This window comes from uncultured Eubacterium sp., assembly GCF_937958975.1.
GTDB lineage: Bacteria > Bacillota > Clostridia > Lachnospirales > Lachnospiraceae > Eubacterium_G.
In genome coordinates this window covers 13,101-33,125 of record NZ_CALGRE010000059.1, presented here as the reverse complement: position 1 = coordinate 33,125, position 20,025 = coordinate 13,101, and the positions used below count along the sequence as shown (strand labels likewise).

General features: G+C 36.1%; 18 protein-coding genes and 1 CRISPR repeat array. Of the genes, 15 read left to right on the top strand and 3 right to left on the bottom strand.

From position 1 onward, the window contains the following. Nucleotides 1-30: 30 nt before the first annotated feature. Nucleotides 31-714: direct repeats of the CRISPR family, unit length 30 nt; unit sequence ATATTAATAGAACCAAAGTGGAATTTAAAG. A 412-nt stretch (nucleotides 715-1,126) separates the two neighbouring features. From Q5O86_RS10865 to Q5O86_RS10825, 9 genes are all read left to right on the top strand, one after another. Then, nucleotides 1,127-2,158 (top strand): PD-(D/E)XK nuclease family transposase, encoded by a 1,032-nt coding sequence (locus Q5O86_RS10865; protein ID WP_302627174.1) that lies wholly within the window; start codon nucleotides 1,127-1,129, stop codon nucleotides 2,156-2,158. Nucleotides 2,159-2,388: 230 nt separating this feature from the next. Next, nucleotides 2,389-2,799 carry a GtrA family protein gene (locus Q5O86_RS10860; protein ID WP_302627173.1) on the top strand — a complete coding sequence of 137 codons (411 nt, stop codon included), beginning with the start codon at nucleotides 2,389-2,391 and terminating at the stop codon, nucleotides 2,797-2,799. Then, nucleotides 2,796-4,250: a phosphatidylserine/phosphatidylglycerophosphate/cardiolipin synthase family protein gene (locus Q5O86_RS10855; protein WP_302627172.1), complete on the top strand. Its 1,455-nt coding sequence runs from the start codon at nucleotides 2,796-2,798 to the stop codon at nucleotides 4,248-4,250. Before Q5O86_RS10860 ends, Q5O86_RS10855 begins: the two co-directional genes overlap by 4 nt. 81 nt (nucleotides 4,251-4,331) lie before the next feature. Continuing rightward, a complete protein-coding gene (locus Q5O86_RS10850) occupies nucleotides 4,332-5,282 on the top strand; it encodes an L-lactate dehydrogenase (protein ID WP_302627171.1) in 951 nt (316 codons plus the stop codon). Nucleotides 5,283-5,317: 35 nt separating this feature from the next. Then, nucleotides 5,318-6,403 (top strand): iron-containing alcohol dehydrogenase family protein, encoded by a 1,086-nt coding sequence (locus Q5O86_RS10845; RefSeq protein WP_302627170.1) that lies wholly within the window; start codon nucleotides 5,318-5,320, stop codon nucleotides 6,401-6,403. A 23-nt stretch (nucleotides 6,404-6,426) separates the two neighbouring features. After that, the gene (locus Q5O86_RS10840) at nucleotides 6,427-7,236 is read left to right on the top strand and encodes a Cof-type HAD-IIB family hydrolase (RefSeq protein WP_302627169.1); all 810 of its coding nucleotides are present in this window, start codon (nucleotides 6,427-6,429) and stop codon (nucleotides 7,234-7,236) included. 444 nt (nucleotides 7,237-7,680) lie between these two features. After that, nucleotides 7,681-8,679 carry an ABC transporter substrate-binding protein gene (locus Q5O86_RS10835; RefSeq protein ID WP_302627168.1) on the top strand — a complete coding sequence of 333 codons (999 nt, stop codon included), beginning with the start codon at nucleotides 7,681-7,683 and terminating at the stop codon, nucleotides 8,677-8,679. Nucleotides 8,680-8,688: 9 nt separating this feature from the next. Next, on the top strand, nucleotides 8,689-9,624 hold the full coding sequence (locus Q5O86_RS10830) for an ABC transporter permease (RefSeq protein WP_302627167.1): 936 nt from the start codon (nucleotides 8,689-8,691) through the stop codon (nucleotides 9,622-9,624). Further along, a complete protein-coding gene (locus Q5O86_RS10825) occupies nucleotides 9,624-10,430 on the top strand; it encodes an ABC transporter ATP-binding protein (protein ID WP_302627166.1) in 807 nt (268 codons plus the stop codon). The genes Q5O86_RS10830 and Q5O86_RS10825 overlap by 1 nt, the downstream gene beginning before the upstream one ends. Nucleotides 10,431-10,486: 56 nt before the next feature. On the opposite strand, the gene Q5O86_RS10820 is transcribed toward Q5O86_RS10825, so the two are convergent. Further along, entirely contained in the window at nucleotides 10,487-10,963 is a 477-nt protein-coding gene (locus Q5O86_RS10820) for an HD domain-containing protein (RefSeq protein ID WP_302627165.1), read from the bottom strand. A 317-nt stretch (nucleotides 10,964-11,280) separates the two neighbouring features. Between Q5O86_RS10820 and pyk the strand changes: the two genes are divergently transcribed. The 3 genes from pyk to Q5O86_RS10805 all read left to right on the top strand — a co-directional run bounded on the left by pyk (nucleotide 11,281) and on the right by Q5O86_RS10805 (nucleotide 15,888). Beyond that, nucleotides 11,281-12,702 (top strand): pyruvate kinase, encoded by a 1,422-nt coding sequence (pyk, locus tag Q5O86_RS10815; protein WP_302627164.1) that lies wholly within the window; start codon nucleotides 11,281-11,283, stop codon nucleotides 12,700-12,702. A gap of 341 nt (nucleotides 12,703-13,043) precedes the next feature. Then, complete coding sequence (mgtE, locus tag Q5O86_RS10810; RefSeq protein ID WP_302627163.1) at nucleotides 13,044-14,555, top strand: magnesium transporter; 1,512 nt, start codon at nucleotides 13,044-13,046, stop codon at nucleotides 14,553-14,555. Between the two features lie 49 nt (nucleotides 14,556-14,604). Next, nucleotides 14,605-15,888 carry a putative ABC transporter permease gene (locus Q5O86_RS10805; RefSeq protein WP_302627162.1) on the top strand — a complete coding sequence of 428 codons (1,284 nt, stop codon included), beginning with the start codon at nucleotides 14,605-14,607 and terminating at the stop codon, nucleotides 15,886-15,888. Nucleotides 15,889-15,952: 64 nt separating this feature from the next. Here Q5O86_RS10805 and Q5O86_RS10800 read toward each other — a convergent pair whose 3' ends face one another. Both Q5O86_RS10800 and Q5O86_RS10795 read right to left on the bottom strand, forming a co-directional pair. Continuing rightward, the gene (locus tag Q5O86_RS10800; protein ID WP_302627161.1) at nucleotides 15,953-16,504 is read right to left on the bottom strand and encodes an ECF transporter S component; all 552 of its coding nucleotides are present in this window, start codon (nucleotides 16,502-16,504) and stop codon (nucleotides 15,953-15,955) included. Continuing rightward, nucleotides 16,488-18,020 (bottom strand): 4Fe-4S dicluster domain-containing protein, encoded by a 1,533-nt coding sequence (locus Q5O86_RS10795; RefSeq protein ID WP_302627160.1) that lies wholly within the window; start codon nucleotides 18,018-18,020, stop codon nucleotides 16,488-16,490. Before Q5O86_RS10795 ends, Q5O86_RS10800 begins: the two co-directional genes overlap by 17 nt. Before the next feature lie 232 nt (nucleotides 18,021-18,252). Here Q5O86_RS10795 and Q5O86_RS10790 point away from each other — a divergent pair, with 232 nt between their 5' ends. The 3 genes from Q5O86_RS10790 to Q5O86_RS10780 are packed head-to-tail and all read left to right on the top strand — an operon-like array spanning nucleotide 18,253 to nucleotide 20,016. Next, nucleotides 18,253-18,474 (top strand): AbrB/MazE/SpoVT family DNA-binding domain-containing protein, encoded by a 222-nt coding sequence (locus Q5O86_RS10790; RefSeq protein ID WP_302627159.1) that lies wholly within the window; start codon nucleotides 18,253-18,255, stop codon nucleotides 18,472-18,474. Next, nucleotides 18,474-19,208 (top strand): ABC transporter ATP-binding protein, encoded by a 735-nt coding sequence (locus Q5O86_RS10785; protein WP_302627158.1) that lies wholly within the window; start codon nucleotides 18,474-18,476, stop codon nucleotides 19,206-19,208. The genes Q5O86_RS10790 and Q5O86_RS10785 overlap by 1 nt, the downstream gene beginning before the upstream one ends. Nucleotides 19,209-19,254: 46 nt before the next feature. Further along, nucleotides 19,255-20,016, top strand: coding sequence for an ABC transporter permease (locus Q5O86_RS10780; protein ID WP_302627157.1), 762 nt, complete (start codon nucleotides 19,255-19,257; stop codon nucleotides 20,014-20,016). Nucleotides 20,017-20,025: the final 9 nt, after the last annotated feature.

Sequence of the window (20,025 nt, the reverse complement as noted above, 5' to 3'; positions counted from 1 at the left end):
AATACATGGAGTACAGGGTATTGGATTGAGATATTAATAGAACCAAAGTGGAATTTAAAGGAACCTAACGTGCTTCCAAGGGAAAGAGATGACGAAAATATTAATAGAACCAAAGTGGAATTTAAAGATAACTAATATTGACAAAGTAACTACTACTATACATATTAATAGAACCAAAGTGGAATTTAAAGGATATTGGGCTATATGAAATACAAGGTGAATTATATATTAATAGAACCAAAGTGGAATTTAAAGTACATCATTGTCACACAAGAATTTTCTAGAAATATAAATATTAATAGAACCAAAGTGGAATTTAAAGTTGATAGATATCTCCTTGTTGTTTACATAGCATAAAATATTAATAGAACCAAAGTGGAATTTAAAGCTTTTCGGTTCTCATAGAAAAAAATGGGAATATTGATATTAATAGAACCAAAGTGGAATTTAAAGACAGTCAAGATAGTCTCCCGATTTTGATTGCTCTAGATATTAATAGAACCAAAGTGGAATTTAAAGAATACCAATAAGCGTTTTATTATCCAACTGTTTAATATTAATTGAACCAAAGTGGAATTTAAAGACCTTTCGGCGCTCTTGGCTCTTTTAATCATACTCATATTAATAGAACCAAAGTGGAATTTAAAGAATTTACGAGCACAATTTAAAGCCTCGTCAGGAGTTATATTAATAGAACCAAAGTGGAATTTAAAGGTTCTTGTAAACACTTAATAGTATCTGTATGTAATTTACATCATTCAACAATTCAATACCGAAATAATTTTTGATTTCATTCAAGAAAGCTGTTATAGTAATCTTAGAACCGTAGGAGGTATCAGATAAATTATCTGTAATCCTTGCCAGATTGGCAGCGGTTCTTTTTGATTGCGCTTTCATGCGATATATAGAATCTATATAATATTCATTTTATATATAATCAGAAAGATTTTCTATTTGGGAATATTTTTCTAGTTTGCTGAAAAATTAAATATTATTATTGTATATATATTGTGAATACATTCAATATGAAATGATAACAAACAAAAAGAGAATAACTTAATGTATTGACAATATACAAAAAGTATACTAGACTATATTTGGAGAGAAACAGCTGGTGAGGTTGTTCGTGAGTAGAATACTATTAGAAACTTTAGAGAGTACGGAACTTAAGGCAAAATGCGACGAAAGTTGTAAAATATTATTATCAAATAAAGAAGTAATTGCAAGAATTTTACAAACTGTGGTAGATGAACTATCTGCGTATGATACTGATTTTATTCGTGATTATTGTATTGAAGGAGATGTGATAGTTTCTAAAGATTACATACAAAATAAAAATATTGATAGGTCATATAAAACATGTGATGTAATTACAGGATTAGGAAATGAGAGTGTTATACTAGGCGAAGGAATTTTTACTTTTGATATTATTTTTCATGTTATATTTCCCCGAGAAAAAGAATGTGTAAAAATGATTATTAATATGGAAGCTCAAAACAAATATAATCCCGGATATTTCATTGAAACTCGTGGAGTATATTATACATCTCGCATGATTTCTTCACAGTATGGTAAAGAGTTTACTGGGAGTGATTATGGTAAAATTAAGAAAGTGTACTCCATTTGGATTTGTATGAATCCCAGCAAAAAAGATGTCAATACAATTAGAACAATATCACTTTGTTCAAAAAATAAAATTGGAAATCCTTTGGATATTAAGCAGGCGTATGATTTAATTAATATTACTAAAATATGCCTTGGTGGAGAGGTTTCCGAAAAATATGAAAATTATAGTGGCATTATAAAAATGTTAGATATTATTTTTTCATATAGATTGTCAGCACAGGTTAAAATGAAAGTTTTAAGTGATGAATATAGCATACAGGTGAGTGAAATAGAGGAGGATAGGTCAGATATGTGTAATTTCAGTGAGTATTATTATGAAACAGGAAGGAGTAGAGGATATACTGAAGGCATGAAAATGGGACTCAGAGATGGCGAGATAAAAGGTAAAAAACGAGGTTTAGAAGAAGGTATAGCTGCATTTGTTGATGTATGCAGAGAATTTAATATATCCAATGAGGACATCATATTAAAGATAGTAAACAAATTTCTTATTTCCAAAGAAGATGCAGAAAATTTTGTGAGTTGCCAGTAATTATATGAAAAAATTATTTGATTAACACTAACAAAAAGATATAAATATTAAAAAAAGAAATAACTTTTGTGGGAAAACATTAGTTATTTCTTTTTTCTATTTTGGTTGAAAGAAAACTCATTTATGCTTTGTGGATTAAGTTATATTATGTTGTAATGGAAAAAATGGAAATCTTAAGGTATAATGCATAGAAAAGATAAAATTAGAACGTAATAAGAAAAAGGAGATATATGAAAAAAACAGAAAGCATTCGCATGATAAAATTTTTACTATTTTCTATTTCTGCCGGTGTTATAGAGGCAGTAGTCTTTGCTATGATGAATGAGTTGACAAGTTTTAAATATTGGACTTGTTATCTTACAGCATTGGTTTTGTCGGTTTTATGGAATTTTACGCTGAATCGTCAGTTTACTTTTAAAGCGGCAAACAATATTCCGATAGCTATGCTTAAGGTGGCGGTATTTTATATTATCTTTACTCCGGTAACTACAGTCGGAGGGAATTTTCTGGTAGAATCTGTGAATTGGAATGAATACCTCGTAACGGCAATCAGTATGATACTTAACTTTATAACAGAATATGTCTATGACAGATTTATTGTTTTTGGCAGGATGATGGATACAAGACAGGTGAAGCAATGAAAAAAACAAAAAAAATAATTATTATAATAATTTTCATTTTAATTGCATTTTTGACATATTTAGTGATAGGGGGAATTGCACCATTTTTAGAGCAACCGTCTATCAGTGAAGATACAAAGAAAAGAGTATCAGAACAAAAATTTTATAGTAAGGATATAGGACCTGATAGGGCGGCTATATTAGAGGATAACGAGGAAGCGCTTCAGGTAAGGTTGAAAATGATTGCCGAAGCAAAAGAAGAAATTGTGTTATCCACATTTGATTTTAGAAGCGATGAGGCGGGTTTGGACATATTGTCTGCACTTTTGGAAGCCGCTGACAGAGGCGTTAAGGTTGAAATTTTCGCTGATGGATTTAACGCGTTACTCCAAATGGAAGGAAATGATTATTTTTACGCATTAAGTGCCAATCCCAATGTCAAAATTATAATTTATAACAAAGTAAATCTCCTGACCCCTTGGAAGGGGCTGGGAAGAATGCATGATAAGTATGTTATTGTGGATAATAAGGCATATTTGTTAGGTGGAAGAAATACTTTTGGTTACTTTCTGGGAGATTATAAGGGACATAAAAATTTTGACAGAGATGTCTTGGTTTTTAATACAGAATATGAGAAAAAAGTTGAAAAGAATTTTGACCAGGACAAGGAAAGCTCCATATATCAGATAAAAAAATATTATAAGAATATCACCTCAATGACTTGTTGTAAATTATTTCATGATGATAAAAAATTGGCAGAGAATCCGTCTGTAAAATCAGCAACAAAAGAATTACAAGAAAGATATGCCGGACTTTTGAAGAAATACAGTACATTATTTCAAGAGAACTATGATTTTAAGAAAAAAACATTTGAGACAAACAAAATTACATTAATTCATAATCCCACAACATTGTATGCGAAAGAACCTATAGTATTTTATACATTAATGGAGTTGGCGAAAAAGGCGAAAGCGGATGTTAAAATTCATACCCCTTATATTATATGTGATGACTATATGTATGATTTGTTGGCGACGATTGGGCAAAAGACGGAAATAATGTCTAATTCAGCGGAAAACAATGGAAATTTGTTCGGGGCAATAGATTATATGAACAATAAGCAGAAAATTATTGATACAGGAGTTACGATAAAAGAGTATGAGGGAGGCATATCCTATCATGGAAAGAGCATGACGATTGATGATGATATGGCGCTTGTAGGCTCATTTAATATGGATATGAGGAGTGCATATATCGATACGGAGCTTATGTTGGCAATTCATAGTGATAAGGTCACAAAGCAGTTAAAGGAAAATATGGAAAAGTACGAAAAAGAGGCAGGAATTGTGAAAAATGAAACAGAGTACAGTTTCGTTCCCGATGGCATGGAGATGAAAAAGATTTCAGGTAAAAAGAAAAATCTTCATTTGTGGTTTGGGTGGTTTTTCGATATGTTCCGGTTTCTTTTCTAGTGGTAAAACAAAGTTAAGAGTTTCCTTTTATAACGAAAAGAAGTATAATTACAACGAAATTTGTCAGAGGAGTGATAGAATATGCTATACAATAGAAAAATAGTAATTATAGGTGCCGGGCATGTTGGTATACATTGTGCTGTAGCGCTTTCATTTCAAAATATATGTGATGAAATCGTACTGATTGATAAAGATACGGTAAAAGCAAAGAGTCAGGCGATGGATTTAGCAGATAGTGTGTGTTTTCTTCCGTCTGCACCGATTATCAGGACTGGCGGATATCAGGATTGCACTGATGCGGATATTATAGTTATAAGCGTGGGAGTTCCAAGGCTTCCAGGACAGACCAGATTAGATACTTTAGGTGAATCTGTAGAATGTATCAAAGATGTAGTAGAAAATTTGAATAAAATTGATATCAATGGAATTATTATCACAATTACAAATCCGGCAGACATTATCGCAGATTATGTAAGAAAGGGGACAGGACTTCCTAAAAATAGAGTATTTAGTACGGGAACCTCTCTTGACAGTGCAAGGACAAGAAGAACTGTTGGAGATTTGTGTGGTGTTGACCCGCATAGCGTTGTAGGATATGCAATAGGAGAACATGGTGATTCCTCTCTGGTACCATTTTCACATCTAACAATATTCGGAAAACCTTATAAAGAATTTGTAGAAGAAAATAAGAGTAGGTGTGCAAATTTCAGTGAAGATAGGGTGACGGAAGGTACCCATATGCGAGGTATGGATATTATTAATGGAAAGGGGTCTACTGAGTTTGGAATAGGTGCAGCATTGGCAGATATGGCAAAGGCTGTTCTGACAGACGAACATCGTGTACTTTTGGCATCAACATTATTAGAAGGAGAGTATGGACAGACGCATGTACATGTAGGAGTACCATGTGTAATTGGTCGTAGTGGAATAGAGGAAATCATAGAGTTACAATTGACAGAAAAGGAGCAAAAGTTATTTGCCGATTCCTGTGACATTATAAGGACTCATATTGAGTTGGCAGGTAAGATTTAATGGATATAAGAGAATCCGATAAAAGGAGAAAATAAATGGAAAATTATAGTATGCATCTTCCAAGCTATTCCATTGGAAGCGAAGTTTATAACAAAATTCCGGAAATATGTGGGAAATATGGAACAAAAGTAATTGCTATCGGCGGACATAAAGCGTTGGCAGCTTCCAAAGAGAAAATACTAGAAGCTATAAAAAGCTCCAAATTGGAAATACTGGATTTTATCTGGTATGGAGGCGAGTCATCCTATGAGAATGTAGAGTTATTAATGGAAAATCCCTCTGTAAAAGAGGCGGACATGATTTTTTCAATTGGAGGAGGAAAGTCTACAGATACAGGAAAATGCCTGGGAGTAAAAATAAATAAGCCGGTGTTTTCCTTTCCTACGATTGCCTCGAATTGTTCAGCATGCACAAGTGTTTCGATTATGTATTATCCGGATGGAAGGTTTAGAGAGCCATTTTTTTATCCTGCACCACCGGTGCATGCATTTATTGATACAGAAATTACGGTACATTCTCCGGCAAGGTATTTGTGGGCAGGTATGGGAGATACTTACGCCAAGTATTTCGAGGCCGTTATGTCTTCGAAAGGAGAGGAATTACAACACTATTTTCAAATGGGAGTCAATGCCAGCTATATGTGTTATGAGCCGATTATGAAATATGGAAAAGCGGCAATGGATGCAAATGAGAGAGGGGAAAATTCCTATGCATATGAGCAGGTTGTGTTGGCAATTGTTGTGTCGACAGCATTGGCATCTATTTACCTTACGGCGGAACATACAGTGCATTATAACTCCGGGTTGGCACATGCAATATTTTACTCGCTGACAGCGCACCCTCATATTGAAAAAAATCATCTTCATGGCGAAGTGGTGAGTTATGGTGTGCTAAATCTCCTTTTAGTGGACAACAATACAAAAGACTTTCAAAGAGTATATGAATTTAATCAATCTGTTGGACTTCCGGTATGTTTGGCAGATTTGGAGTTTGCGGAGGAGCAGATAGAGAAACTGGCAGAGGATGCGGTTGTTATGAAGGATATAGAACATAATCCATATATTATAACAAAAGAAATGCTGTCAGAGGCAATGAAGAAACTAGAAGCAATAAAAAGATAAAATATATCGCAAGAGGAAAACATATGAAGAAAAAAATTCTTTTTTTAGATTTAGATGGAACCTTAACGAATGACAAAAAAGAAATCACACCCAAGACTTTAAAAGCGTTGAGAAAAATTCAGGAGCAGGGGCATATTGTGGCGTTGGCGTCAGGGAGACCAACTCCTGGTATCGTACCGGTTGCGGAAATTGTTGGACTTGAAAAATATGGTGGATATATCATGGCTTTTAACGGCGGGAAAGTGATTAACTGGAAGACAAAAGAGGTTGTTTTTGAAAATGTTTTGGATAAAAAATATTTGACACCTCTGTTGAAATATGCAAAAGAAAATGACATAGGCCTTGTGACATATGACGATAATCAGGTGATAGTTGGGACAAGAACTGACCGGTATATTGAAATAGAATCATCCATTAATAAGATACCGCTTAAAATAACAGATATGGAAAAATATGTTGACTATAATCCCAATAAATGTCTAATGACTGCTGAGCCTATGCTCGCTGAGAAGCATGAAAAAATATTAGCGGAACAATATAAAAATGAATTGAGCATAAGCCGTTCGGCAGATTACTTTATAGAGATAATGCCAAAGGGAATTGATAAAGCGGCATCAATTGCTATGTTAATTCGGAAACTGGGTATGCGCAAAGAAGATACAATCGCATGTGGCGATGGGTTTAACGACCTTTCGATGATTCAATATGCAGGGATTGGTGTAGCAATGGCAAATGCAACGGATATTGTAAAAGAGAATGCAGATTACATAACAGCATCGAACAATGAAGATGGAATTGCAGAGGTGATAGAAAAATTTTTTTGTGAAACTTGACGATATAAAATCTATGCGTTATAATATAAAGCACAATTAAAGATGACCATTCAAACCGTTGATGCGGAGATAAAAGTGAATCGTGCACTTACAGAGAGCAGGGAGGCTGAGAACCTGCAGAACGCAGCTCACATAAATGGACCGCAGAGGGCATGGAACAAAGCAGTTACATGTTAGTATTCTATGACGTGGAGGCATACGTTAGTTGCACAGAGTATGTTAGTACTCGTTGAGAGCACATGATATGTGAATCAAGGTGGCACCGCGGAATATATTTTAGATTATCCGTCCTTGATAGTAGGTTTCTACTATCAGGGATTTTTTTGTACGCAGACATAGTTGATGTCAAAGGCAAAAAGGTACTCTGGCAGGGTTATCTAAATTGAAAATAAAACTTTTATAGGTAAAACCTAAATTTTTTGAATCAGAAAAGGAGAAGAAAAAATGAAAAAAATCTTGAGTGTATTTTTGGTGATTGCAATGATGGCAACAATTTTTACAGCATGTGGAAACAATGACAATGCAAAAGGCGGCGACAATGACAATGATAAGAAACATGCAGCTAAAATCGGTATTGTAGCGTTGCTGGAAAACGGTGCTTTCATGGATATGAAAGAAGGAATTGTCAGTAAATTAAAGGCAGAAGGATATACGGATGACCAGATTGATTACCAGTGTGCATCAGGTGATACTACAGCGCTTTCAACAATTGTCAACAATATGACAGATGGAACTTATACAGCAGTGTTTACTATCGCAACACCACCGACACAGGCATTTGTTAATGCAGAATCCGACACACCGGTATTTTTCTGTGCGGTGTCAGCGCCAACAGCAGCAGGTATTTTAACAGATATGGAAAAACCGGATAAAAATGCAACAGGTACATCCAATGCAATTCCGGTATCTAATATCATTGATTTTGCACAGGCTACAACGCCGGCAAAAAAATATGGTTTAATTTATAGTGGTAATGAAGACAATGCAACAAACACAATCTCACAGGTAAAAGAATATCTTGATAGCATTCATGTAGCATATGTAGAAAAAACAGCGCCTACATCCAATGATATTGAAGCAGCGGCAAACGCTTTGGTGAGTGAGGGAGTAGATGCAATCTTTGTCCCAAATGATTCCATTATTCAGGATGGAGTTTCAACTTTGGCAGATATCTGTAAAGAAAAGAAAATACCGACATATTGTTCTTCTGCAACAACAGTCGCTTCCGGATGTTTTGCAACGCTGGCAATCGATGATAAAGGAATTGGTGAGAAGACAGTTGATATTGCACTTCAGTATTTAAAGGATAGAAAGAAAATTACTGATATTCCGGCGCAGGTAGTGGGAATTGACTACTGTTCCGTGAACACGACAACAATGGAAGCACTTGGATTAAAGAAAGATGATATAAAGACAGATTACAAATTAAATGAATTAAAGTAGGAACGAACCATGATAGAATTACAATATTATTTATCAAATTTACCTGATTGTTTTATATATGGATTATTGGCCATGGGGATATATATTTCCCTTAGAATTCTCGATATTCCTGATTTGACAACAGAGGGAAGCTTTGGATTTGGCGCCGTTGTGTCTGTACTTGTCTCTTTACACGGATATCCGGTTCTGGCACTTTTTGCCGGCATTTTGGCAGGGGCGGCAGCCGGTTGTGTTACAGGGGTGCTTCAGACAAAAATGAATGTCCATCCGGTTTTGGCAGGGATTATAACAATGAGCGGTCTTTATTCCATAAATTTAGTCTGTTATTCTCTGACGGAAAAGGGAGCAACAACCAACTTAAGTTATAATAAAATAACAATATTTGAAAAAGTAAAGCAATTATTGGGCATAAGAGGGCAATTGGAAACCAGTGAGGTAAAAACTGTAATCAGTATACTTATTGTAGGCGCAGTTGTAGCAGTTATCATATGGTTTTTTAAAACACATTTAGGGCTTTGCGTTCGTGCTACAGGAGATAATCCGGATATGGTCAGGGCATCTTCCATTAATGTGGATAGAACAAAAATTATAGGGTTGGTTCTTGCCAATGCGTTGATTGGTTTATCAGGTTCTCTGGCTTCACAAAGCATAGGATATTCTGATATTAATACATCCAATGGAACTTTGATTTATGGACTGGCGGCAGTGATTATCGGTGAGGCAATTTTCGGAAAAAGAGGTGCAGCAATTGGTATAATTTCAGCAGTTGCAGGCTCAGTAGTATATAAAATCATTGTAGCTTTTGTTATAAGAGAAAATCTTTTCGGAGATATGAGCGCCAACTTAATGAAATTTACATGTGCGTTTATTGTTGCCATCACTCTGGCAATTCCGGCAATCAAACAAAAAATTGCGGAGAGAAAAACGAGAAAGGCGGCGATGTGATGTTAGAGATAAAGAATATATCAAAGACTTTTGCAAAAGGTACGGTAAATGAACATATAGCAATACAGGATATGTCGCTGAGTCTCGCAGACGGTGATTTTGTAACTGTTGTTGGCTCAAATGGGGCAGGAAAGAGTACCTTATTCAATGCAATTTGTGGTTCTTTCATGGTAGATAAGGGACATATTATTTTAGATGGTGAAGAAATCACATATAAGAGTGAGCATGCCAGAGCTAAAATGATAGGTCGTGTGTTTCAGGACCCGATGAAAGGGACAGCACCGAATATGACGATAGAAGAAAATCTGGCTTTGGCATATACAAGAGCGGGAGGTCGTGCCAGACCGTTTGCAAGAGCATTAACAAAAAAGAAAGCAGATTTTTTTAGAGAGAATCTGTCTCGATACAATATGGGAATAGAAGATAGAATGAAAACGAAGATTGGACTTTTGTCCGGTGGGCAGAGACAGGTAGTGACGCTCTTGATGTGTACCTTATCGATTCCGAAATTACTTCTGTTAGATGAGCATACGGCGGCTTTGGACCCTGCTACGGCAGAGAGAGTAATGGAGATAACCAGGCAGATTGTAAAGGAAAATAATATTACAACAATGATGATTACACATAATCTGAGTCAGTCTCTCAGCACAGGAACGAGAACTATTATGTTAGATGCCGGTGAAATCATTCTTGATTTGTCCGGTGAAGAAAGAGATAATATGACAATGGATGACTTGATAAAGATGTATTCCGTGAAAAAGCAAAAAGCTTTTGATAATGATAGAATATTGTTGGCAAATAATTAGAAAAAAGGGATATGACACAAATGCAGTGTCATATCCCTTTTGCGTGTAACCTTAATTTAAACTGCAAAACATGCGTTTCCATATAATACTTCATAGGAAGAACAAATTTTATCTGCCAATGTTACAATATAGCTCTCTCTGTATTTAGGTAGTTTGATATTGAGTGGAAACATGTGCTTTGCGATAATATCTTTTTCAATTTCTGTGAGCTCAAAGTCAAGAGAGGCATTTTTGAGTGCAGTCTTTGCGTGATGAAAACCATGCAGTTTGTGTGAACTGTCCTTATCATGCCAATCGTATAAAAAGTAATCATGAAGAAGAGCACCGCGAATAAGGCTGTGATAATCGCAACGGATATGCAGTCGTTTGGCAATGTAATAACTCATATAAGAAACAGCGATACAGTGTTCTAATGTACTCGTCTCACCGTGTTGTATGTATTTGTCCATGCGCTTTACTTTTTCATTTTCAATAATAGGTGTAATTTGATGAATAAATTCCTGACGAAAAGCTTCATTATTTATATTTTTCATTAAACAAGATGTTCCTTTCAAAATATTACAACAATATAATACTCCTTATAAATGCAGATGTATATAGAAAAATGATACCATTTGTATTTTATGACAAAATACAAGAGAGATAAATGGCGTAATTTAAGTATTGTTTATGATATTATCTGATACTATATTCATATTTCATATGAAAATGGATATATTTATGAATAGAAACTTGATTTTTCATGTCCTTTTTTTCTTGTATATAATATAGGATATTGTTATGATGTGTGTAGTTTGGAAAATTATAGATAAAAAGACAGATAATGTGAAAGAAGAAGGAGAATATTATAATGAGAAAAACAAAGATTGTATGTACATTGGGTCCGGCGACGGATAATGATAAAGTTTTAGAAGGATTGATTCGGGGAGGGATGAATGTTGCGCGATGTAACTTTTCTCACGGAACCCATGATGACCATAAAGCGAGAATAGATAAAGTAAAGGAAATGCGAAAAAAATGCGACCAGCCTGTCGCTATTTTATTGGACACAAAGGGACCCGAAATCAGGACAGGGTTATTTAAGGATGGCGTGATTCATGTACATGCAGGACAAATATTTACGCTAGTCGGTGACAGAGAAGTTGAAGGAAATGAGAAACAGGTAAATATTACCTTTGACAGACTTTATAAGGATGTTGCTCCGGGAACAATTATTTTAATTGATGACGGTCTGGTAAAATTAGAGGTAATAAGAATAGAAGGAACAGATATTGTCTGTGAAATAAAAAATGATGGAAAAATTTCTAACAGAAAAGGTGTCAATGTTCCGGATATTCATATTAATATGGAATATATGAGTGAACAGGACGAACGTGATATTATATTTGGAATTGAGCAGGATGTAGATTATATTGCAGCATCTTTTGTAAGAACGGCAGATGATGTGAAATGTATTAGAAAAATATTGGATGAAAACGGCGGTCAAAATATTAATATTATAGCAAAAATAGAAAACAGCGAGGGAATTATAAATATTGATTCTATTATAGATGAGGCAGATGCGATTATGGTTGCCAGAGGCGACATGGGCGTAGAATTGCCGGAAGAAGAAGTTCCAATTATTCAGAAAATGATTATTAAAAAAGTTTACGAGGCTGGAAAGCAGGTTATCACGGCAACACAGATGCTGGATTCGATGGTGAATAATCCGAGACCGACAAGAGCGGAGACAACAGATGTGGCAAATGCCATTTATGATGGAACAAGCGCCATAATGTTATCAGGAGAAACAGCAGCAGGAAAATATCCGGTAGAATCAGTGGAAATGATGGCGAGAATTGCTGAACGCACAGAAATGGATATTAATTATAAACAGAGATTTTTCAATATGCCAAGGAATGGAAAGGTTGATGTTACGCAGGCGGTATGCCATGCCACATGTACTACAGCGTATGATTTGGGTGCAAAGTCGATTCTCACGGTAACGAAATCCGGAAGGTCAGCACGAATGATTTCAAGGTTCAGACCGGATTGTATGATTACGGCGGGCAGCACCAGTGAGAAAGTATGTCGTCAGCTCAATATGTCATGGGGAGTTACACCGGTTTTGATTAAAGAAAAGGAGAACGTTTTAGAATTATTTGATTATGCGGTAGAAGTGGCAAAGGAAAAGGGACTTGTACAAAAGGACGATATTGTTGTAATCACTTCCGGTGTACCGATTGGAAAATCAGGGACAACAAATATGATGAAGGTTCACATGGTAGAATAACGATAGGTTTCGGTTGACACTGCAAATAAAAAAGTGTTAAAGTAGTGATGTTAAAATAATGAAAATGGAAGGAGAACAAAATGGATAGTTGTGACAGTTATGGGCGAAGTTTGCATAATGAATATTCGATAGACGAGACCGATGCACACCATCCGTTTCGTTCTTGTCGTGTAATTGAGTAAAATAGGGAATGTCATTATTTTATTCCCTTTTTAATTGTACAAACTTCTTACCTATACAGGTCCGCTGTCGTAATGAGCGGACTTTTTTGTAGCAAAAGCCCGGCAAGCGATATTGTGATTGCAACCGGTCCATATTTATATGGTGAAAGGAGGTATAGGATGGAAGAGAAAAAAGATTATAAAGAAAAAGAGATAGAAGTAGCTGCGGATTTACAAGAAGCGGAAATGAGTGCTGATGAATGGTCAGGACAGCAGGAGAATAAAACAGAACAACAGGATAATGAGTTTGAAATTCCTGAAAAGGCTGACTATGAAGCGGAAATTATTGAAATCATCAGAAGCAAAGAGACGGCAAAAGTAAAAAAAGAAAAATTAAACGATTATCATGAAAATGATATTGCTTCTGTCTTAGAAGAATTAGAAGTCAAGGAAAGACGCCGAATTTATGCGATTCTCGGACTTGAGAGAGTGTCAGAGATATTTGCATATTTAGATGACCCGGAAGAATTTATCGAAGAATTGGACACAGAGACTGCGGCAGATATTCTTGAAGCAATGGAACCGGATGATGCTGTAGATATCTTAGAGGAATTAGAAGATGAAAAAAGCGAAGAAATTCTACAGTTGATGGATGAAGATGCTCAAAAAGATATTGATTTGATTCAATCTTATAGTGAAGATGAAATCGGTAGCAAAATGACGACAAATTATGTCAGTTTATCTTTGGATTTAACAATAAAGCAGGCAATGAAACGGCTTGTTGAGCAGGCGGCGGACAATGATAATATATCAACCCTCTATGTGAAGAAAGAAGACGGTACTTTTTACGGGGCAATCGACCTTACGGATTTGATTGTGGCAAGAAATTATGTAGAGTTAGAGACATTAGTTACGACGTCTTATCCGTTTGTATACGACCACGAAACGGTGGATGATTGTATCGAGGAATTAAAGGATTATTCGGAGGATTCTATTCCGGTCTTAGATAAGGACAATCATATTCTTGGTGTCATTACCTCTCAGGACTTGTTGGAAGTCGTAGACGAAGAGATGGGGGAAGACTATGCGAAGCTGGCAGGTCTTGCAGCAGAGGAAGAATTAGAAGAACCGCTATCACAAAGTTTAAAAAAACGAGTACCCTGGTTGATTATATTGCTTATGCTTGGTATGTTTGTATCCACAGTCATAAGTATGTTTGAAAAGGTGATTGTGGGGCTTCCAATTATAGTGACATTTCAATCAGTAATTCTTGGCATGTCAGGAAATGTGGGGACGCAGTCTCTGGCGGTGACCATTAGGGTATTGATGGATGAAGAACTCGAATTTATGCAGAAAGCAGGATTTGTTTTTAAAGAAATAAAAGTAGGATTGTTTAACGGTCTGATAGTAGGCTCCCTGTCTTTTGTTTTTACAGGAATGTTTATCTGGCTGATAAGGGGGCAGGAGTTTAAAAGTGCATTTGCTGTTTCGGGATGTATTGGTGGTGCGCTTGCGCTTGCAATGTTAATTTCAAGTTTTGTCGGAACAATAATTCCGATTGTTTTAGATAAAATCGGTTTTGACCCGGCCGTGGCGTCAGGACCGCTGATTTCTACTGTGAATGACTTGGTGGCAGCTGTAACATATTACGGTCTTGCATGGATATTACTTATAAATACTCTGCATTTATAAGATTACAATTATAGGGATAAGAAACGAACATTTAGAAAGAGAGATACAAATGAACGAACTAATATACCTATTTGTAGTGTATTCTTTTTGGGGATGGATATTTGAGACTGTAGTTGCTGCAATCAAGAAAAAACATTTTGTTAATAGAGGAATTATTAATGGACCATTCTGTATCATATATGGCGTGGCAGCTGTCAGTATTACAATCATTCTTAAAGAATTAAATGGATTCTGGCTTTTCTGGGGAAGTGTGATTGTGACTACCCTAATTGAATGGATTGCGGGGCATATCATAGAGAGAATGTACCATGAGAGATGGTGGGATTATTCGCAATACAAATTTAATTTTGATGGATATATATGTCTTTTTACTTCTATGGTATGGGGAATCATGGGATTTATTGTCAAAACATGGATGAATCCGCTGTTGTTAAATTTATATGCCCTGTTTCCTATCTATATTATAAGAATTGTGGTATGGCTGCTAATGGGGCTAATTGTGTTAGACGGTGTAGCTACAATATTAGTTTTGACAGAACATAATAAAGAGAAGAACTATTGGAGAAAAACGGAAATCTTCTTAGACAATATTAGCAGAAAAATCGGAGATAAAGTTTATAATGTAATAGACCGCCGATTAGGAAATGCCTATAATAGAAAGACAAAAATTCAGGACACTGAGAAAGATAAAACAAAGTTTGCAGCAGGTTGTGGTTTTTATAAATTGGTTGTACTGTTTTTTGTGGGCGGGTTGCTTGGTGATATTGTAGAAACCATTTTTTGCCGTATTGAGTTGGGAGAATGGATGAGCAGGAGCAGTGTTATATATGGTCCGTTCAGCATTGTTTGGGGAGCGGGTGTTGCAGCAGTGACATTGCTTCTATATAAATATAAAGATAAAAGTATTGTATTTTTATTTTTAACCGGTACAGTTCTGGGAGGGGCATATGAGTATATCTGCAGTATTTTTACTGAAATTGTTTTTGGTACTGTCTTTTGGGATTACAGTGACATGCCATTTAATCTCGGAGGAAGGATAAATTTGCTTTATTGTTCTTTTTGGGGTGTGGCAGCGATGGTCTGGTTTCGACTTATCTATCCATTGGTATCCAATTGTATTGAGAAAATTCCTCCAAAGATAGGTGTTACCGTGACATGGGTGCTCATTGTATTAATGAGTTTTAATGTGGCAATTTCCAGTATGGCATTGGTTCGGTATCAGCAGAGAAGTACAGGAGATAAACCGAGGACGGAGATTGAATGTTGGATAGATGCAAAATATAATGATGCAAGAATGCAGAAAGTATTTCCAAAAGCGCTTATGGTAAAGTAAAATTATTGTATCAGAGAATAATCAAAAAAATCAACTGACCTATGAGGACAGTTGATTTTTTTGATTATCTATTTCGTTTAATACCGAGTCTGGCAATCGGCCATATAATACATGCCAGAGCTGTTCCAACAAGTGCTGCAATAAGCTGTGTGGTAGAATATGTAACAGCGGCAGTATGATAGGCTGCTGTACCCAGGTTCTTTCCAAATGTCGGAAGAACCCATTTTACAATCAGAAGCGTCATCACACCCCATTTGGCAAAAGAGCCGGCAACAAGACTGATTGGTAGAATATTCAGTTCAAGTTTTTTGCATCTTACAAACCATGCAAAAAGAACAATAGCTGCATTTCCAATCATAATGCATGGCAAAATCATTGGAACGGCTGCGATAACCGGAGCGCCCGTCACGATAAAGGCAGTGATAGGTGTAATAAAATCAACAATAATACCACTGACTAAGCCGCAATACAGAGTATCAATAATAAGAATTGCGTTGATTAAACCCCCGGTTACATAAATAGAATACATAAATGAAGGTGTTTTAAAAAACTGCACTATAATACAGAGTGCAATCATTACTGCGGTTACAGTAATAGTTCTAGTTTTCATCTTCATACAATTCCTCCTTTGTTATTAAATGTAAATATTTTAAGTAATCTGATTGAGAAGGTTTCTTTATTTCAGATTTTGCTTTATCCTGTTCTAAACCAATTGTGGCCTTGCGCACATCGGATAATACTCCTGCACCTCCGACACAACCGCCCGGACATGCCATACCCTCTAACAAATAACCGTCATATTTTCCGGCTTTTGCCATAGCAAGCATTTTTTTACACTCTACCAGCCCCTCTGCTTTGACGGTTTTAACTTCCATATCCGGTTCAATACAATGCAGAACATTCACTACGGCTTCTGCAACACCACCGCTGGCAGCGAATCCTTTTCCGAGAGAACTGGATGTCTGTCTCAATTCTTCTACTTCAAGGTTATTAAAGTCTACGCCCTTTGCGTCAAAAATTCCCATCATTTCTTCAAATGTTAAAACAAAATCTATATCACTTCTCACGGAGCGACGACTCGCTTCTAATTTCTTGGCGGCACACGGTCCAATAAATACTACTTTACAGTCCGGATGGCGTTTCTTTATCATACGCCCGGTCAGGACCATTGGCGTGAGCGTCATAGAAATATGGTCGGCATATTCCGGAAAGGTTTTCTTTGCCATAACAGACCATGCCGGACAGCATGATGTTCCCATCCAAGAATGTTTTGCCGGAACTTCTTTCATAAAATCTACGGCTTCCTGAATTGCACATAGGTCAGCGCCAATGGCAACTTCTTCCATCTCCTCAAATCCTACGGCTTTCAGAGCGGCACGAACCATTGCAGGCGTTACGTTGTCACCAAATTGTTTAATAAAAGAAGGAGCAATGGCTGCATATATAGGAGTGTCACTTTTTAGTGCCAAAACAGTCTGAAAAATCTGGCTTTTATCTACAATAGCGCTAAAAGGACAGCTTACCAGACACATACCGCAGGAGACGCAGAGGTCGTAATCAATATCTGCCCTGCCATATTCGTCAGATTTAATTGCATTCATCCCACAGGCGGCAGCACAGGGACGTTCCTGTTTGATAATAGCATTATAAGGGCAGGCATTTAAACATTTGCCACATTTAATACATTTATCCTGTTCAATAACCGAATGACCGTTTTCCATATGAATTGCGCCCTTAGGGCAAACTTCAACGCATGGATGCTCAATACATCCCTGACATCCATTGGTAACAAATATTTTCTTTTCAGGGCATGCATGACATGCGAATTTTATAATATTGATTAGTGGAGGGTCATAATATTTCTCGTCAATTGCACTTGCATCAATTCCGTCGGAAAGAGGAGCATGTACAGACATTTTTCGTATAGGGAGTCCGATTGTAGCACGAAGACGTTCTCCGACAATCGCACGTTCAAGAAAAACATTATTATAATATTTTCCTATTTCACCCGGAATAATTTTGTAAGGCAGTTCTTCAATTCTTGTAAAGTCGCCGCCTTCAAATGCCATTCTGGCAACTTCTGTAAAAACCTTATGACGTATCTCGGTTTTATTTGAATAAATTCCTCTCATATATTCTCCGTTCTAATTTATATTAAAGACATGTTGTACATTATAAAAGACTTTTGAATTATAACATAGTTTTTTAATGAAGCACAAGCAAAAACAAGTTAATTTTTTAACAAAGATAAAGGCGAAATATTAAAAAAGTAAAAACAGCAGCTTGTATTTTGGAATGTATCTGATAGAATAAAAGTTAGAAAAGTTATACCAGTTATACAAATATGAATAGAAGGAGAACAAAATGAAAGCAAAAGATGTTCCAAAAGGAAAGGGTGCATGGACGGTCAAAGTAGGAGAAAAAGGACAGATTGTAATTCCAAAGGATGCGAGAGAAATGTTTGAGATTCATCCGGGGGATACATTGATGTTGTTAGCTGACGATAAAAAAGGGATTGCGATACCACCGAAATCTACATTTGCAAATTTGTTTGGCAAAATATTTCATGATGAAGGAGAAAAATAATGGAGAATGCAATTGAAATTAACCATCTTACTAAAAAATATGGAGAAAAAACAGTTGTCAATAATATTTCTTTTCAGGTGGCTGAAAATGGAATCTTTTCGCTTCTTGGGGTAAATGGAGCAGGAAAGACGACGACAATAAGAATATTATCCGGTTTGTCAAAAGCTACATCAGGAAATGCTACGATTTTGGGGTATGATGTTCATAATGAAATAGAAGAGGTCAAGCCGGTTATAAATATTTCAACTCAGGAGACCGCTATTGCGCCAAATCTTACGGTAAAAGAAAATCTTCAGTTTATGGCAGAAATATATGGAATGAAAAAGGAAGATGTCAGGAGTAATCTGAAGATTATCACGCAGCAGTTTGGGCTGGAAGAGGTCTTAGATACAAGAGCAGGTAAACTTTCCGGTGGATATCAGAGAAAAGTAAGTATTGCTATGGCTACTATTACAAAGCCAAAAGTTCTATTTCTGGATGAACCGACACTTGGATTGGATGTGCTGGCAAGACGTGAATTATGGAAGACTATAAATATATTAAAAGAAAATACTACAATTGTTCTGACAACACATTATATGGAAGAGGCAGAAGCGCTTTCTGATAAAGTGGCAATCATGGTTCAGGGTGAGATAAAGGATATTGGAACGGTAGAGGAGCTTAAGGAGAAATACAAAAAAGATACATTAGAAGAAGTATTTGTCACTGTGGTAGAAAAGTTAAATGAATTATAAAGATTTCTACAAAGATAATAATGTGTAATTTATTAGGAGGAAAAAAATGAGAGCGGTTATATATGGAAAAAGGACGATGAAAGAATTATTGAGAGACCCGCTGAGTTACATCTTTTGTCTGGGTTTTCCTATGGTTATGTTGATGATTATGACGATGGTATATAATAGTTTGCCGGAAGAAGCGGGAGTGGCAATATTTAGAATTGACAATTTGGCGCCGGGAGTCGCTGTGTTTGGTTTGACATTTGTCATGTTATTTACGTCTCTTCAGGTGTCAAAAGACAGGACGACATCATTTATGACGAGACTGTATGCCAGCCCGATGAAACCGGCAGATTTTATTTTGGGATATACGGTTCCTGTAATTATTTTGTCTATTGCACAGCAGTTTATCACTTTTGCTGCCGCTATTATTATAGGCAAAATTACAGGGGTAAATCTGAGTTTATCGGGAATGCTTCTCTGTATTCTTGTACTTTTGCCATCGGCATTTATGTATATTGGGTTTGGAATTTTATTCGGAACACTGTTGTCTGATAAATCGGCTCCGGGTATTTGTTCTATTATAATTACAGGAGCAGGAATGTTAGGCGGAATCTGGATGCCGGTAGAAATGATGGGCGGCACATTTTTAAAAGTGTGTGAGCTATTACCATTCTTACCCGGAGTCAGTGTGGCACGGAGTACATTTTTGGGAGATTACAATAATTTTTTGAAATTTTTAGTTGAAATTTTGGTGTATGGGGTTGTATTATATTTTTTGGCAATAATAATATTTAGAAGAAAAATGAAAAGTGACCAAAAATAACAGGGTCTA